Here is a 16375-nt window from a genome sequence, read left to right as displayed (position 1 = left end):
AGACTCTTCCGAAGAATGATGGATGGCCGGGTCAAACCCGGCCATGACGAGTGGAGAGTCACGCCGCCTTCGACGCGCGCTCCGCAAAGCCGCGCAGCAAGGCCGCGATCTCGTATCCGGGCCGCGCCGCGCTGAACAGGAACCCCTGGACCTCGTTGCAACCTTCGGCGCGCAGCCAGTCGAGCTGGTCTGTTGTCTCGACCCCTTCCGCGGTCGTGGTGATCTTGAGGCTGCGGCCGAGGCCCGAGATCGCGCGCACGATCGCCAGGCAGTCGGAGCGCCGCGCGAGGTCCTTCACGAAGGAGCGGTCGATCTTGATCTTGTCGAACGGGAAGCTGCGCAGATAGCTCAGGCTGGAATAGCCGGTGCCGAAATCGTCCATCGAGATGCTGACGCCGAGCTCGCGCAGCTGATGCAGGATGGCGAGGTTGGCCTCGGTCTCCGCCAAAAACACCGACTCGGTGATCTCGAGCTCGAGCCGCCGCGCCGACAGGCCGGAATGCGCCAGCGCCGAAATCACCGCCTGGACCAGATTGCGGCTGCGGAACTGCACCGGCGACAGATTGACCGCGACCTTCACGTCGGCGGGCCACTTCATCGCCTCGGCGCAGGCTTCGCGCAGCACCCATTCGCCGAGCGCGACGATCAGGCCGATGTCTTCCGCAACCGGGATGAACTCCGCGGGCGAGATCATGCCCTTTTGCGGGTGCTGCCAGCGCAGCAGCGACTCGAAACCACTGATGCGGTCGGCGGCGATATCGACCAGCGGCTGGTAGTGCAGCTCGAATTCGCCGTTGCTGAAGGCGGCGCGCAGATCGCGCTCCATGTCGCGGCGCTTCTGCGCCTGCTGATCCATCTCCGGCTCGAAGAAATGATGCACGCCGCCGCCGTCGGACTTGGCGCGATACAGCGCCATGTCGGCATTGCGCATCAGGTCCTCCGACGTCGTGCCGTCGCCCGGCGACAGCGCGATCCCAACGCTGGCGCCAACCACGACTTCGAGCCCGTCGATCTTGTAGGGCGCGCTCAGGGCATCGATCAGCCGCTCGGCGAAAGCGCTCGCTTCGTTGGGCGAGACATCCGCGGCAAGCACGATCGCGAACTCGTCGCCACCGAGACGGGCCGCGACATTGTCGTCGCGGACCACCTCGCGCAGCCGCTCCGCCACCAGCTTGAGCAGCCGGTCGCCCATCGGATGCCCGAAGGAATCGTTGACGTTCTTGAACAGATCGAGATCGATGCACATCACAGCGACGTGCCGATTGCCGGACCGACCGCGCTCCAGCGCCTCGCGCAGGCGCTCCTGGTAGAAATCGCGGTTCGGCAGGTTGGTCAGACCGTCATGGTGCGCCATGTGCGCGATCCGCGCTTCGGCGGCACGGCGTTCGGTGATGTCGACCACCGCGACCAGATAGCCGTCGCGGCCCTCGAACGCCACCCTGCGTCCGAAGGTCAGCACATGGATCTCGGTGCCATCAGCCTTGATGTGCCGCCAGTCGCGGCTCGATTGATAGACGTCGCCGACCTCGCGCAAGGCGGCGCTGTGCATGGCCCACTCATCCTCCGGCCAGATCTGGCGCAGCGTCATGCCGAGAAATCGCTCCCGGCTGTACCCATAGTGCTGAACGGCAGCGTCATTGACGCTGAGGAATTCCATCGTGCCGGCGTCGAATACCCACATCGGCATCGGGTTGTTCTCGAACAGCAGACGGAACGACTGCTCGCGCTGCTTCAGCGCGGTGACGTCGGAGACGGTCAGCGACAGCATGTCGCCGAACGCCGTGACGCCGAGGCGCAGGCAGCGATCGCCGCTGTCGATCTCGAACTTGCCGCCAGGACCGTTGCCGACGAATCCGCTGCCGACGAATCCGCGCAGGCGGTTCATCACCGCCGGCGCCGCAAGCGGATTGCCGCCGGCGCTGAGCCGACGCCACAGCAATTCGGTCGCGGGCTGCATCAGGAGCCTTGCGGCGCCCTGGTTGAGATGCACGATCTGGAAGTCGGCCGCCTCGCCCCGCGCGTCGCGGATCGCGGCGAGCGACAGCACGCCTTCGTCGGTGGCCGAGAAGATCGTATCGAGAAGATTGTACTGCGCATTGCGCTCGTTGACATAGACGCCGACCAGGATGCCGCCCCAGCGCGATCGCGTCGGCAGCGCCAGCACGTCGAAGGTCCGCACCAGACCGTCGCGCACGCAATGCGCCGACGCGAGATAAGGCAGGCAGTTCTCGCGCGCATTCGAAGCAGCTTCGGCCAATGCCGTCGCGCAGTCCGGCGGCAACGCGCTGAGTGGAATGTCCCAGCGCTCGTCGTTCAGCCAGGTCTGGACGTAGCGGCCGGTGTGCGAGACGCTGAGCACGCCGTCGACGTTCCGCAGCAGCACGATGTGATCGGCGAGCCGGCCGAGACTGCCGAGCATCACGTCTTCATAGTGCGGCAGCTCTTCACCGGGACGGACGGCCGCCTGCCACTTCCGTTGCAGAACCGGAACGTCGGCGAACATCTCGGAATTGAACTTGGCCGAAGTCTTTGCTGATTTCTTGTTGGCCATGATCATGGCACGCCCCGTTCACGCAAACGCCGAGCATGATCCGGAAAGTGCGAAACAGCTTTCCGAAAAGACCATGCTCAAGCAAAAAGCCAAGGCGCGATGACGACACAATTTGAACTCAGCGCGCTTTAGTCCCCGTGGCATCCAAGTCATGCCGCGGCTTAACGCCATGTAAAAATAGCGAGCCCGTGCGCCGCCGCCAGCGATTATGACAGCTCAAATTGGCGCGATGGTTAGTTCACGTTAGAGACTATGACAGCTGCATGAATGCAGCGCGGCCGGGCGTCAGCGCGCCACGACCTCGACTTCGCCGTCGACGCCGTTGACGACGTTGAAGGGACGCTCGAACACCTTGCCCTCGTTCTTGGCGATCGCACGATACTCGCCTTCGGAGAGCACGACGCGCGGGAACGCGCCGATCGATTCCTTGATCACGTCGCCGCCCGGCGTGATCACCGACCATGCGGTGTTGGCGAGCGCCTCGCCGCCCTTCTCGCTGACCAGTTTGAGGGTGATGACGGCCGCGCGATGCGTGACCGTGACATCAGTCAGCTTGCCCGCTCCGACGCGGATGTCGGAGCGCACCACCGAGTTGGCGTCACCGTAGTTGGAGACGATGTAGTAGGTGCCCTCCGGCAGCAGTGCGACGTCGCCTGCGGACACGTTGGGCACCAGCGGTCCACGGTCCGAGCCGTCGAACTGGCTGCCCTTGTAGATCGCGAACGAAATCTGGTTGGGCGGGATCTTGCTGGAGCCGACCCGGCCTTCGATCCGCAGGCCCCCGGCCGGCAGCACGAAGGACTCGCGGTCGGTCTCCGACTTCAGGCTGACGGCGCGGACCGCGCTGACGAGGCCGAGCGCGACATGGACGACATAGTTGCCGGGCGGCAGCACGACGTTGGGCGTCGCCCCGCGCTCCTCGCGGATCAGCTTGTAGGTGCCGTTGTCATCCGGCTTGTCGGCGAATACCCGCCACACCAGCCCGGCATTGATCACCGGCAGGTCCTTGCCGTATCGCGCCGTCAGCGACAGCACCGCCTGCCCGGCGGTCGGCGAGCCGGCCGGCGGCGTCACCGGAGGCACGGTCGCGATCGACGGCTGGACGATGGTCGGCTGGGTCAGCGGACCGGGCAGAACGGGCCCCGAACCGGGCCCGGACGGCGGCGCCAAATTGAGCGCCGGGCCGGACGGTACGTCCGGAACCGAGGCAGGCGGGATTGGCGGTGGCCGGTCGCTGAAGAACTGCGCCGACACGGAAGTCGGGATCAGGGCCAGCAAAAATGCCGCAAGCGTCAAGAGCGGAAGGAGCCGCATGCCCCGCCCGCATCCGCCGATGCCGTTGCCCCTCGAAGTCATCACCATGCTTTTCAACGAAAACGCGGCAAATTCAAGCCTTCGTCCAATGCTTTGTCACAGTCCCGGGGGCGCCGTCCCCCTTTGGAACCGCTCGATCAACCCGATGTTAGTCCTATCGTCGCGGTCAAGTCACATTCCCTGCCTACCGCGGTCCACCCGGGGCATGAATCATGCCTGTGGGGAATAACCATGAAACCGGACGACGCTGGCGCAGCGATGCCGCACGGCCTAGTCTCGCGCTGGCAGGAGATTTGCCGTGTTGGATAGCTGGATGGGCCGAGGCCAAAAGAGCTCCGACGGCCCCGACAAGGTCGGACTGGGAACGGTTCGCCGTCCGGTGATCGGGCTTGCGCTCGGCGGCGGCGCCGCGCGCGGCTTTGCCCATATCGGCATCATCAAGACCCTGCTCGCCCATGGCATCGTCCCCAACGTCGTGGTCGGCACCTCGATCGGCTCCGTGGTCGGCGGCGCCTATGCGGCCGGCCATATCGACAAGCTGGAGCAGTGGGCCCGCAGCCTGCAGCCACGCAGCGTGCTCGGCTACCTCGACATCCGCCTCAACGGCTCCGGCCTGATCGGCGGCACCAAGCTCGCCGCCGAGATCGAGGCGGCGCTGGGCCAGGTCATGATCGAGGACCTCGCGGTCAAGTTCGCCAGCGTCGCAACCGAAGTCCGCACCGGGCACGAGATCTGGCTGACCCAGGGCCGCGTGGTCGACGCCATGCGCGCCTCCTACGCCCTGCCCGGCATCTTCGCGCCGGTGCTGATCGGTGACCGTTGGCTGGTCGACGGCGCGCTGGTCAATCCGGTGCCGGTTTCGGCCGCCCGCGCCCTCGGCGCCGAGGTCGTCATTGCGGCGAACCTCTCCAGCGACGTGTTCGCGCATTCGACCACGATCTACAATCACGGACCGTCTGCCGCGCCCGAGGTGACGGTCGCGGTGAGTGCCGAGGCAGAAACTGAGCCGGAACCGCCGAAGCGGCGGTTCGGCCGCTTCTTCTCCGCCGAACGAACCGTGAAGCGGGAGTTTTTCGGCAGCGCCAGCCGGCCCGGGATCTCGAGCGTCATGGTCGACGCCTTCAATATCATGCAGGACCGCATTACCCGTGCGCGCCTCGCCGGCGATCCGCCCGACATGCTGATCTCGCCGCGCGTCGGCCAGATCGGCTGGTTCGACTTCCACCGCGCCGACGACCTGATCGCACACGGCATCCGCGCGGCCGAACGCGCCATCGGCGCGATCGAGGAAGCCATCGATATCCTGGTGCCGCCGTCCAACGGCGCGGGCACCACCGGGAAGTAGCGCTTAGGCGGTCTTGATGTAGTCGCGCAGCGCTTCCTGCTCGTGCTCATATTCCTGCACGCGGCGCTTGACGACGTCGCCGATCGAGATCAGCCCGACCACCTTGCCGTCCTCGACGACAGGGAGATGGCGGAACTTGCCGGTGGTCATCATCTCCATCAGGCCGCTGACGGTATCGGACTCGCGGCAACTCACGACCTTCTTGGTCATCACCGCGCTCACCGGTTCCTCCAGCACGCCCGCGCCGCGCTCTGAGAGCACGCGCACGATGTCGCGCTCCGACAGGATGCCTTCCATCCGGCCCTGCTCCATCACCAGCACGGCGCCGATCTTGCGCTCACCGAGCAGTTTGACCGCGGCCGAAAGCTTCGCGCCGGGCGCGACGCTCATGACCTGATGGCCCTTTGCATCGAGAATGGAACGTACCGTCATTGTCGTCTCCCTGAATCCGTTCGCTCCCCGCATCAGCGGGGTCGAGCCTGTTCGCCAGAGTCTTCAATCAACAGTTCCGCGCAGATTTCGGTTTCGGGGCGCGGTCGGTAGCTGGGCTCGATGTGTCGGCCCGCTTTGTTCTGTGTCGCAAAGATGATGGAGGAATTCGAACCGAGCCGCAAGCGGCGATCAGACGCGGCCGGACTGGTCCAGCGACGACGCATCCGCAGCATCATCTCGCGCACGCGGAATCGGATCGAACAGCGAGAACAGCAACAGCCCGGCGAGGAAGCCGCCGATATGCGCCTGCCAGGCGACGCTCGCGTCCTCAGCACCGAGCGACAGCGAGGTGGCGCCGAACAGGATATTGACGCCGAACCAGATCGCCAGGAACGCAAGCACCCGTCCATTGCGCAGCGCCCGCCATAGCGACAGCGCGGGCACCTTGGCGGCCGCGTCGGCATCGCCGCGGCTGAACGACAGGAAGCTGCCCTTCACAAAGGCGAAGCGCATCGCCGCCGCCATCGTCCCCGATACCGAGGCTGACGCGCCGATCATCGGCGCAATGGCGTGCTCATGGGTCAACAGATGCGCGAGCGCGCCTGCGGCCGCCGTCACCGCCATGAAGACAAAAAACCGCACCGCGCCGAAGCGCCGCGCCAGCGCGCTGCCGAACGGCAGCAGCCACAGCACATTGAAGCCGATATGGGTGAGGTTGGCGTGCAGCAGCGAATAGGTGACGAAGGTCCAGACCTTGGCGCCGTCCCCGCCCGGGAAGGTGATGTCGAGCAGCGTCGAATCGTAGCGCTTCGGGATGAAGCCGAAGACGTCGATGGTCCAGTTTTCCATCTCCGCCGGCAGCAGCACCCGCAGATGGATCACCGCGATCAGGAGGATGTAGGCGGTGAGCGCCGGCGGCAAGGTCAGGATCGGCTCGCGCGGCGCCTCCGGCGGCGGCTCGAGCGGGGATTCGGGATGGGAGTCCAAGGGGTCGGCGACCTCGCACGCGGCTGTGCATCCCAGATAGGCGGCTTTCATACCGCTGTGCAAGTGCACAATCCCGAAATCGGACACAGGGTGTCGCGCGGCACCAGGATCAAGACAAAAGCCATCGGGACAAAGGAAAAGGGAGGGCGCTGAGAACGCCCTCCCTGATCGGCTGGTCTTCTCGTGCCCGGAGGGATCGGGAGAACATCCCCACCCCTCCCCGCACGGTGACCAAACTGTTTGACGCCACCTGTGTACCAACCACGCCGGCGCTTGGGGCAGCCGGCGAAAGGGAACGCGCGGACCCTACGCGGAGGTTCCACCGACACCAAGGACATAGTTAAATTTACGTTAACAACACAAAGCTGCCGATAAGCCGCCCAAACCGCGGCCACGGCATGGACGCTGCACAGCCTTCCCTGCACAACAGAGAAGGGAAGGCGCCTGAGCAAAACCGGGACAGATGTGTCCCGCCGAGTCAGGTGCCGGGCAAGGTTCTTTAGATGAAACACAGCTCCAGCCGCGAATTCTTCGCCTATTGGAATGCGAAGCGCGGCACTGCGCGTGCACCCGACCGGAGTGAATTCGAACCGTCCGCGGTGCGCGAACTGCTGTCCGACATCTTCGTGCTGTCCTATGACGGCGAGACCCGCTTTCCGTTCCGCGTCGCCGGCACCCGCACCTCCGCCCTGCTCGGCTGCGACCTCAAGAACCGTAGCTTTTCCGCCCTTTTCACCGGCGAAAGCCGCGGCGAGATCGAAGACATCATCACCTGCGTCGTCGAAGAGACCCTGCCGGCCATCGCCGGTGTCACCGCCACGACCGAAACCGGCTCCAAGGCGCACCTTGAATTGCTGCTGCTGCCCTTCACCGCCCGCGTCCATATGCCGGCGAGCCTGACCGGCCTGCTCGCCCCGTTCGAGGATGACGTCACCCGGCTGCACGACCTCGTCCTGACCTCGTGGCGCTACCTGCATCCCCAGGAGCGGCTGGTGCCGCGGACCCTGCGGAAGCTCGCGATCGCGCGCGGCCTCATGGTCTACGAAGGGCTGCGCTAACCTCTGACGCCTACCCTCGTCCGGCGGCGAGACCGGCCACGCCGGTCGCTTGCACCGCGGGCCGCGGAACTCTATTAGCTGGTTCGCCGCCATGGCGGGGGTGATCCGCTTCTTGCAGCTGCGGCCGGGCTGGGCATGTTTCGCAATTCGATCAGGCAGAAGATCGTCGGCATCGCCGCGGGACTCATCGTCCTCGCGGTGATCACCTCGCTGCTCTCGATGGTGATGGCGGGCCAGGTCGGTCATCTCCTGGATGAGCTCACCAGCCGCTACATCCCCGCCTACGGTCATCTCGCTCGCGTCAACATCCGCTCGCTGGAGCGATCCCTGGCGATGCGCCGGATGATGATGGCGAAGATGCAGGCGCCGGGCGAAGACGGCGGCTACGCGGCGGCGCGCAAGACCTTCGACGAGATCGAGCCGGCGATCAAGCGCGAGGCCGATGCCGCGCGCGCACTGATCGATGCAATCATCGCCGATCCGTCGACGCCATCCGATAATGCCGCCCTCGGCCGCCTCGACGATCGCATCGACAATGCGGTCAACGACCTCCTGATGCGCCTGAACGCTGAGAACAAGACGCTGCTCGACCAGCTCGACGCGAAGGACTTTGCAGCTGCGAAGGCGACCACGCTCCGCGCCGACGCACTGCGCGACGATTTCAACAACAGGATCGAGAGTATCCGCGGCGACATGCTGGCGCAGGTCGCGTCGGCCGCAGCGAAGGTGATGGGTGCCCAGCAGCGGGCGATCATCATCTCCGGTGTCGTGACTGCGATTGCCGCGATCCTCGGCTTCGTGTTCGCGATGCTGGTCGGCAGCGGCATCACGCGCCCGGTGATGCAGCTGCTGGAAGGCACCCGCGAGGTCGAGGCGGGCCGCCTCGATGGCACCATCGCCATCACGACCCAGGACGAGATCGGCCAGCTCTCGGCCGCCTTCAACCGCATGATCGAGACGCTGCGCCACAACCAGCGCATTCGAGAGACCTTCGGCCGCTACATCAATCCGCGGATCGCTGAGGGCCTGCTCGAACAGCCGGCGATCGCCGCCACCGAAGGACAACGCCGCGTCATGACGGTGATGTTCTGCGACATGAAGGGCTTCACCAGCTTGAGCGAAGGCGTGACGCCGAGCGGCCTCGTCAAGATCATGAACCTCTATCTGTCGACGATGTCCGCGCCGGTCCACGCGCATCGCGGCATCATCGACAAATATATCGGCGACGCCATCATGGCCTATTGGGGCGCGCCCTTCGTCGAGGAGGCCGAGCAGACCCACCTGGCGGCGCTTGCCGCCATCGACATGATCGGCCAGGTCAGCCAGCTGCGCAAGGATCTGCCGGAACTGCTCGGCGTACGCGCAATCCCGGCCGATTGCGACATCCGGATCGGGATCGCCACCGGTGAAGTGCTGGTCGGCAGCATCGGCTCCGAATTCATGATGAGCTACACCGTGCTCGGCGACACCGTGAATCTCGCCTCGCGGCTGGAAGGCGCCAACAAGTTCTACGGCAGCCGCAGCCTGATCTCGGAAGCCACCGCGAGCGCCTGCGCCGCGACCATCGAGCTGCGCGAGATCGACCGCCTCGTCGCCGTCGGCCAGACCCAGCCGGTCGCCGTGTTCGAGATCCTCGGCAAGAAGGATCAACTGACGCCGGCGCAGACCGAGTTGCGGCAGCGCTACGCCGATGGTCTCGCCGCCTATCGCGACCGCCGCTGGGACGACGCCGAGCAAGCTTTCACTGCGGCGCTGGCTGCGGCGCCGGGCGACGGACCGTCGATCGCCATGAAGGCGCGCGTCGCAGCGTTCAGGCAAAATCCGCCGGCGACGGATTGGGACGGCGCCTGGCACCTGGAGCAGAAATAGCGAGCGATCTCCGACCTCAAGGACAACACCACCGTGAACGCGAAGTCATTTGCCAAGCTTGTTGCAATAGTCGCGGTATCGGTCGTGGTGGTTAAATTGCTTCTCGGCGGAGGCAAGGATGCGAACTCCTTTGGTTTCGTCGGTAGCCTAGTGGCTCTGTTCTGGGGCTACCGGCCATCGTTGTGATCACGCTGTACCGCTATGTTGAGAAACGTGATCATGGTCGCTGACCTCTGGATCAGCGCAGCTCGCAGCGCCATGCTCACACCAGTTGCGCCTCGATCGCGACCTTGTCGATCACCGACCAGACCTCCGCGATCTTGCCGTCACGGAATTCGTAGAACACGTTTTCCGTGAACGTAACGCGCCTGCCGTCGACGTCGAGGCCGAGAAACCGTCCCTTCGGCGAACAGTCGAACGCCAGCCGGCTCGCGACACGGGACGCATCCGCAATCAACAGCACGACGTCAAAGCGAAGGTCCGGGATATCCCGGAAATCCTGCTCCAGCATCGCGCGATAGCCTGACACCCCGAGCCGCCGGCCGTTGTGGGACACGTCGTCGCCGACAAATTGGCCAAGCTGCGACCAGTCCTGCCGGTTTAAACAGGCAATGTAGCTCCGGTAGATCTCGGCGAGGTCAGATTTCATCGTCGATCGTCCTTGTCGCTGCGCGCCAGATAGGCACTGAAGAGTTGAATGCGATTCTGACACCGGTGTTAGTTTCGGCTCCGCCGTTCGATGGTGCGAACAAAACATTCGGTGTGCGTGCGAGCGCGACGTCCTGAAGAGACAGTGCGATTGCCGCATCGGCAAACAATTTTTCAGAACGCGCGGAATGTCTCGCGCGATCGGGAGTTAGTCCTTCAGGCCAACGAATGCCCACATCAAATCGGGAGATGCGCATGATCAAGTCACCGATGAAACTCGCAACGCTTGCGGCATTTCTGACAGCGCCGATCATCCTGTTCCCACAGCAGACTGCCCTCGCCGCCGGCGGAGGTGGTGGTGGCGGTGGCGGAGGAGCAGGCGGCGGAGACCTCTACGGTTCGAGCTACAGCACACCTGCGCCGGCGTATCCCCAGCAGAAGGACAGAAAGACCACGCACAGGGTCAAGAAGCCGATCAAGCAATCCGGCTTCGATGATCCGGCATTCCGCGACGGCTATCGCGCGGCCTATGCGACGATCTACGAACGCAACGACTACGCCGCCGCGATCGATCAGCTGCACGCGCTCGGCCGCGATGATCATCCGAACGTCGCGAACCTGATCGGCTACTCCTATCGCAAGCTCGGCGACTACAAGCAGTCGCAGGTCTGGTACGAGCGCGCGCTGAAGGCCGATCCGAACCACGTGCTGACGTGGAACTACTACGGTCTGTGGCAGATCGAACAGGGCAACCGCGACCAGGCGCAGTATCATCTGCAGCGGATCGCCGAGATCTGCGGCACCGACTGCGAGGAGTATCGCACGCTGGCGGCGGCACTGGAGAAGCCGCCGGGTACGAACCTCGTCTACTGAGCGCACCGGCGCGGAGCCGGCATGCGCGGAATGCGGGATCACTCGATCCGGCCCGGACATCGCTTCGCGCGTCCAGGCTGCACGCGCCGTTGGCTTCCTTCGGCGCCGTCCGCTATCGTGGGCACCCGAACCATTTGCGAGTCCGTCATGCCCGACCTGATTGATTTCGGTACGTTGCGGCTCAAATTCCTGCAGAGCAAGGAGACCACCGGCGGCAGCGTCGATCTGTTCGAGATGACGCTGCAACCGAATGCCCGGATGCCGATTCCGCACTATCACGAGAGCTGGGACGAGACGATCTACGGGCTTTCGGGCGTCTCGACCTGGCGGGTCGATGGCAACGAGATCGACATCGGGCCCGGCGAGTCGGTGTTCATCAAGCGCGGTGTCGTGCACGGCTTCACCAACCGCTCGAACGGTCCGGCGACCTGCCTCTGCCTCCTCAGCCCCGGCGCGCTCGGACCGCAATATTTCAAGGACATGGCGGCCCTGATGGCGGGGGGTGCCCCCGATCCAGCCAGGATGAAAGAGACGATGTTGCGCTACGGCCTGGTGCCGGTCCCCTCCTGACCGCTCGACGCAAGAAACCTGCACCGCCGGCGGGCCCTGCTCAAAACCGCGTCGTGCCGAGCGGCAGGCCGAGCTTTACGCGGCCAACCAGCCCGTAGCTGATCGGGGTCATCGCGACATGCTTGATCGCGGCCTGGACGTCGCGGATCGAACGTTCCAGCGTGCCGGTCTCGAAGATCGCGGCCGTGCCGGCGGACGCCGCGATCATCTCGACAACGCGCGCGGCGGTTTCGCCAGCGTTGGCGCAGGCGATCCGGTGCAGCAGCCGCGCTTCGATCAGGCGCTCGCCTCCGGCCTCGCTCGCCGCCATCAGCTCCGTCATGTCCTCGACCAGCAGCGCCCGCGCCGACCGCAGCGCCGTTTCGGCTCGGCCGACCATCGACTGGACCAGTTCGCCGTCGCGCAGCTGGCCGACGCCACCGAGCCGCGGCTTCTTGCCCGCGAGCGCGATGAAGGCGTCGAGCGCGCCGCGCGCGATCCCGAGCGGCACGACCGAGACCGTCCAGGAAAACGCCGCCAGACCCGGCAGGCGGTACGGGATACCCGGCTGGGTCGGCTTGAAGTCGACCAGCGGATGGGTGTGGCCGTCAGGCACGAAGCAGTCCTGCATCTCGAAGTCGCAGCTCCCGGTGGCGCGCAGTCCGGACACGAACCAGGTGTCATGGAGGCGGACGTCGGCGCGATCGACGTAACAGCAGATCGGCGGGCTGTCCTTGCCGTCGGGCCCCTTGGCGCTCGCCAGCCCCATGAACCTGGTCGCGTGGGGCGCGCCGCTGCCGAACGGCCAGCGTCCGCTGACGCGATAGCCGCCCTCGACCTCGACCGCCGTCCCGATCGCCCCGGTGGCGCTCGCGATGAACGCCAGCGGATCGGCGAACCAGCCCCGCACCACCTCCTCCGGCAGATAGCCGCCGGCCCGGCTCATGCCGCCGCCATTACCGACCAGCCAGCCGACCGAGCCGTCGAGCGCGGCGGCCGCCTCGACGATCGTCATGAAGTCGAGCGGCGAGAATTCCGGCCCGCCCAGCGCTTTCGGCAAATACAGCCGAAACATTCCGGCCTCGGCCAGGGCGCGGACCACGGCGTCGGGAAGCCGGCGCTCCCGGTCGAAATCCGCCCGTTGCTCGGCAATCAGCGGGGCAAGCCGCTCGAGCGCGGCCAAATGCTCCGCAACGCTGGATATGGCAGGATCTTTTGACGGTTGGGGCATGACGCCTTCCTTTTGCGAAAGCTGGCAATATCGGGAGTTCAGCGCGGCGACGCGGATTTGGCGATGGCACCTGGCGTCGCAGAGGGACCGTCATCTCTTTGTCATGAATTGTGCAGACAGGTTCAGCGGATCAGTTTCGGGGACATACATGGACTATTTCAAACGCTTCAACTTCCTGTTCGCGGCGCCGGTTTTCGAGGCCGACGACCTCGAAGGCATCCGCTTCAACCAGATCATCGCCGAAATCGAGCGCTCCGGCTTCGAGGTGGTCCGCGCCCGCAAGCTGGAAGATGCCGAGATCGCGGTGCAGACCGATGCGGCGATCGGCTGCATGGTGGTCGACTGGGGCAAGAAGGGCCTCGAGGGCAAGACCGCGGCACTGATCAATCTGATGCGGCGGCGCGGCCTCGACTTCCCGATCCTCCTGCTGATCCGCCGCAAGCGGTTCGAAGACCTGCCGGTCGAGGTGCTCGATTTCATCGACGGCTACGTGTTCCTGTCCGAGGAAACCCCGCCCTTTATCGCCAAGAACCTGATCTCCAGGCTGAAGCAATATGCCGAGAACCTGAAGACCCCGTTCTTCGGAGCGCTGGTCGACTATGCCGAGGAAGGCAACCAGCTCTGGACCTGCCCGGGCCACAATGGCGGCGTGTTCTACAGCCGCAGCCCGATCGGCCGGGTGTTCGTCGAGCATCTCGGCGAGGCCGTGTTCCGCGACGACCTCGACAATTCCGTGCTCGATCTCGGCGACCTTCTCACCCATGAGGGGCCGGCGCTGCGGGCGCAAAAGGAAGCCGCCAAGATCTTCGGCGCCGAGAAGACCTATTTCGTGCTCAACGGCACCTCGACATCCAACAAGGTCGCGCTCGGCTCGCTGGTCACCGACGGCGACCTCGTGCTGTTCGACCGCAACAACCACAAGGCCGCGCACCACGGCGCGCTCCTGATCGGCGGCGGCATCCCGGTCTATGTGCCGACGGTGCGCAACGCCTGGGGCCTGATCGGCCCGATGCGCTGGGACCTGCTCGACGAGGGCGCGCTGCGCGACCAGATCCGCAAGCACCCGCTGGTCAAGGACGAGAACGCCTGGAAGAAGGAGCGTCCGTTCCGCGTCGCCGTGGTCGAGCAGTGCACCTATGACGGCACCATCCACTCCGCCGAGATGATCCTCAAGCGGATCGGCCATCTCTGCGACTACATCCTGTTCGACGAGGCCTGGGCCGGCTTCATGAAATTCCACCCGATCTATTCCGGCCGTTTCGCGATGGGGCTCGCCAATCTCGGCCCCGAGGCGCCGGGCATCATCGCCACCCAATCGACCCACAAGCAGCTCGCGAGCTTCTCGCAGGCCTCGCAGATCCACATCCGCGACCGCCACATCAAGGGCCAGAAGCGCCGGGTCGAGCACCGCCGCTTCAACGAAAGCTTCATGCAGCACGCCTCGACCTCGCCGTTCTATCCGATCTTCGCCTCGCTCGACGTCGGCGCGCAGATGATGAAGGGCCGCTCCGGCGAAGTGCTTTGGGACGACACGATCCGGCTCGGCATCGAGCTGCGCAAGAAGATCCGCGCGGTGAAGCGCGAGTTCGAGGAGAAGGAGACGCGCGCGGAACGGCGCTGGTTCTTCGAGCCGTTCGTGCCGGACCGCGTGATGATCCCCGACGTCGCGCGCGAGAACGGCGTGCACAATGTCGCCTGGGAGACGATCTCGACCGATCAGCTCGCGACCAATCCGTCCTACTGGCAGCTCAGCCCGGGTGAATCCTGGCACGGCTTCCCCGAGCTGACCGCGGGCTTTGCCATGACCGACCCGAACAAGCTCACATTGCTGACGCCGGGGTTCGATCACGCCACCGGCGCCTATGCCGACCACGGCATCCCCGCGCCGGTCGTCGCGCAATATCTGCGCGAGAACCAGATCGTCGCCGAGAAGAACGACCTTAACTCCCTGCTCTTCCTGCTGACACCCGGCGTCGAGGCCAGCAAGGCCGGCACGCTGGTGTCCGGGCTCGTCGCCTTCAAGAAGCTGCACGACGACAACGCGCTGGTCGAGGACGTCATCCCCGAATTCTTCCGCCGCCGCCCGCAACGCTACACCGGGGTGCGGCTGCGCGACCTCTGCGGCGACATGCACCGCTTCTTCCGCGACGGCGGCGTCAGCACGCTGCAGGCCAAGCAATTCCTGCCCGAGCATCTCCCTGAGATCGCGATGTCGCCGCGCCAGGCGGCGCAATATCTGATCCGCAACGACGTCGACTATTTGCCGATCGACCAGATCTTCGGCCGCATCGCCGCGACGCCGTTCGTGGTCTACCCGCCCGGCATCGCCACCATCGTGCCCGGCGAACGGCTGTCGGAACGCAGCAAGCCGATGATCGATTACTTGCGGATGTTCGAGGCGAGCTTCAATGCGTTCCCGGGCTTCGAGGTCGAGGTCCAGGGCATCTACAAGGAGATCGACGACGCGGGCCGGGTCCGCTTCTACACCTATGTCGTGTCCGAATAGGCGAGCGGACGCAACACAATGGAGAATGATCACAAGATCACCGTCCGACCCTCACGCGACAGCGACGTCGATGCGATGCTGTCGATCTACCGCTATCACATCCGCCACGGCATCGAGGAGAGCGTCGACGATTCCGGCACGCCGGAGCCCGATGATCTGCGCGACCGCCGCAAGAATCTGCGCAACACCCGCCTGCCGCATCTGGTCGCGCTGTGCGACGGCGAGGTGGTCGGCTACGCCTATGTGGTCCAGTTCCGCAAGCGTCCGGCCTATCGCTACACGGTGAAGCACTCGATCTACATTCACCACGGCTTCACCGGCAAGGGCGTCGGCGGCCGGCTGTTGCAGGAACTGGTCGACGCTTGTGCTGCGGCCGGCTTCCGCCAGATGATCGGCTACATCGACAGCGACAACGCCGCGTCGCTGGCGCTGCACGACCGCTTCGGCTTTGCCCGCGTCGGCCATCTGCCCGGTGTCGCCTATCGCTACGGCCGCTGGTCCGACACCGTGATGGTGCAGCGCTCGCTCGCCGCCGGCTCGACCGCCCCGCCGCCACCCGCGCCGCTGTCGCGGCGGTGATGGGTGATGGGGATGCGCGGCTCCCTGCCATTCGTCCTGGCGAAAGCCAGGACCCATAACCACCGCATTCGGTGATGAACGGGACAGCGGCCCCAGCATCGCACAACAATTTAGATTTGGGATAATGGGTCCTGGCTTTCGCCAGGACGACGATGAGGATGGTTCTCGATTCAAGGCGTCACCCCACGCGGTGTCATCACCCGCGCATGCATGCGCGGGTGATCCAGTATTCCAGAGAGGCGCGTCTTGAGCCGAGAGGCCGCGGCGTACTGGATCGCCCGGTCCCGTCTCCGCCAAGGCTCCGACGAGGCTACGAGTCATAGGCGCGCCGAAGCTTTAGCGGAGGCGGCGAGCCGGGCGATGACAGGCGTGGCCGGCAATCCGTAGGATGGGTAGAGCGCAGCGAAACCCATCACTTTCTTCCGCGCGGAAA

16 protein-coding genes are annotated in these 16375 nt (G+C 65.3%); 9 read left to right on the top strand and 7 right to left on the bottom strand.

Features of this window, described 5'->3' with window-relative positions; translation table 11 throughout:
• Positions 1-58: 58 nt before the first annotated feature.
• Entirely contained in the window at positions 59-2503 is a 2445-nt protein-coding gene (locus H8B02_RS20885; RefSeq protein WP_376711692.1) for a putative bifunctional diguanylate cyclase/phosphodiesterase, read from the bottom strand.
• Between the two features lie 13 nt (positions 2504-2516).
• On the opposite strand from H8B02_RS20885, the gene H8B02_RS20880 reads away from it, so the two are divergent.
• Positions 2517-2654, top strand: a complete 138-nt coding sequence (locus tag H8B02_RS20880) for a hypothetical protein (RefSeq protein WP_229167971.1) — start codon at positions 2517-2519, stop codon at positions 2652-2654.
• 182 nt (positions 2655-2836) lie between these two features.
• Here H8B02_RS20880 and H8B02_RS20875 read toward each other — a convergent pair whose 3' ends face one another.
• Positions 2837-3907: an RgsD C-terminal domain-containing protein gene (locus H8B02_RS20875; protein WP_229167956.1), complete on the bottom strand. Its 1071-nt coding sequence runs from the start codon at positions 3905-3907 to the stop codon at positions 2837-2839.
• Between the two features lie 271 nt (positions 3908-4178).
• Here H8B02_RS20875 and H8B02_RS20870 point away from each other — a divergent pair, with 271 nt between their 5' ends.
• The gene (locus tag H8B02_RS20870) at positions 4179-5210 is read left to right on the top strand and encodes a patatin-like phospholipase family protein (protein WP_229167955.1); all 1032 of its coding nucleotides are present in this window, start codon (positions 4179-4181) and stop codon (positions 5208-5210) included.
• Positions 5211-5213: 3 nt separating this feature from the next.
• Here H8B02_RS20870 and H8B02_RS20865 read toward each other — a convergent pair whose 3' ends face one another.
• Both H8B02_RS20865 and H8B02_RS20860 read right to left on the bottom strand, forming a co-directional pair.
• Positions 5214-5642, bottom strand: a complete 429-nt coding sequence (locus H8B02_RS20865; protein WP_092115142.1) for a CBS domain-containing protein — start codon at positions 5640-5642, stop codon at positions 5214-5216.
• 189 nt (positions 5643-5831) lie between these two features.
• The gene (locus tag H8B02_RS20860; RefSeq protein WP_229167954.1) at positions 5832-6629 is read right to left on the bottom strand and encodes a rhomboid family intramembrane serine protease; all 798 of its coding nucleotides are present in this window, start codon (positions 6627-6629) and stop codon (positions 5832-5834) included.
• 503 nt (positions 6630-7132) lie between these two features.
• Here H8B02_RS20860 and H8B02_RS20855 point away from each other — a divergent pair.
• The 3 genes from H8B02_RS20855 to H8B02_RS20845 all read left to right on the top strand — a co-directional run bounded on the left by H8B02_RS20855 (position 7133) and on the right by H8B02_RS20845 (position 9742).
• Positions 7133-7687, top strand: coding sequence for a PAS domain-containing protein (locus H8B02_RS20855; protein WP_229167953.1), 555 nt, complete (start codon positions 7133-7135; stop codon positions 7685-7687).
• A gap of 135 nt (positions 7688-7822) precedes the next feature.
• The gene (locus tag H8B02_RS20850; protein WP_229167952.1) at positions 7823-9556 is read left to right on the top strand and encodes an adenylate/guanylate cyclase domain-containing protein; all 1734 of its coding nucleotides are present in this window, start codon (positions 7823-7825) and stop codon (positions 9554-9556) included.
• Positions 9557-9589: 33 nt separating this feature from the next.
• Positions 9590-9742, top strand: coding sequence for a hypothetical protein (locus tag H8B02_RS20845; protein WP_229167951.1), 153 nt, complete (start codon positions 9590-9592; stop codon positions 9740-9742).
• A gap of 76 nt (positions 9743-9818) precedes the next feature.
• Here the strand turns inward: H8B02_RS20845 and H8B02_RS20840 are convergent, their stop codons facing one another.
• Together H8B02_RS20840 and H8B02_RS20835 are read right to left on the bottom strand one after the other, a co-directional pair.
• Positions 9819-10205, bottom strand: coding sequence for an ester cyclase (locus H8B02_RS20840; protein ID WP_229167950.1), 387 nt, complete (start codon positions 10203-10205; stop codon positions 9819-9821).
• The gene (locus H8B02_RS20835; protein WP_229167949.1) at positions 10195-10461 is read right to left on the bottom strand and encodes a hypothetical protein; all 267 of its coding nucleotides are present in this window, start codon (positions 10459-10461) and stop codon (positions 10195-10197) included. Before H8B02_RS20835 ends, H8B02_RS20840 begins: the two co-directional genes overlap by 11 nt.
• Between H8B02_RS20835 and H8B02_RS20830 the strand changes: the two genes are divergently transcribed.
• Positions 10460-11077 carry a tetratricopeptide repeat protein gene (locus tag H8B02_RS20830; protein WP_229167948.1) on the top strand — a complete coding sequence of 206 codons (618 nt, stop codon included), beginning with the start codon at positions 10460-10462 and terminating at the stop codon, positions 11075-11077. The two genes, H8B02_RS20835 and H8B02_RS20830, sit on opposite strands and share 2 nt — an antisense overlap.
• 147 nt (positions 11078-11224) lie before the next feature.
• On the top strand, positions 11225-11647 hold the full coding sequence (locus H8B02_RS20825) for a cupin domain-containing protein (RefSeq protein ID WP_229167947.1): 423 nt from the start codon (positions 11225-11227) through the stop codon (positions 11645-11647).
• Positions 11648-11687: 40 nt separating this feature from the next.
• Here the strand turns inward: H8B02_RS20825 and H8B02_RS20820 are convergent, their stop codons facing one another.
• On the bottom strand, positions 11688-12857 hold the full coding sequence (locus H8B02_RS20820) for an acyl-CoA dehydrogenase family protein (RefSeq protein ID WP_229167946.1): 1170 nt from the start codon (positions 12855-12857) through the stop codon (positions 11688-11690).
• Between the two features lie 148 nt (positions 12858-13005).
• Here H8B02_RS20820 and H8B02_RS20815 point away from each other — a divergent pair, with 148 nt between their 5' ends.
• Positions 13006-15363: an Orn/Lys/Arg family decarboxylase gene (locus H8B02_RS20815; RefSeq protein ID WP_229167945.1), complete on the top strand. Its 2358-nt coding sequence runs from the start codon at positions 13006-13008 to the stop codon at positions 15361-15363.
• 18 nt (positions 15364-15381) lie between these two features.
• Positions 15382-15942, top strand: coding sequence for a GNAT family N-acetyltransferase (locus H8B02_RS20810; RefSeq protein ID WP_229167944.1), 561 nt, complete (start codon positions 15382-15384; stop codon positions 15940-15942).
• Positions 15943-16375: the final 433 nt, after the last annotated feature.

Origin of the sequence: Bradyrhizobium altum, from assembly GCF_020889705.1 — a bacterium.
GTDB classification, from domain to species: domain Bacteria; phylum Pseudomonadota; class Alphaproteobacteria; order Rhizobiales; family Xanthobacteraceae; genus Bradyrhizobium; species Bradyrhizobium altum.
Note: the sequence above shows the minus strand (reverse complement) of the source record. Positions and strands in the feature narration are given on the sequence as shown.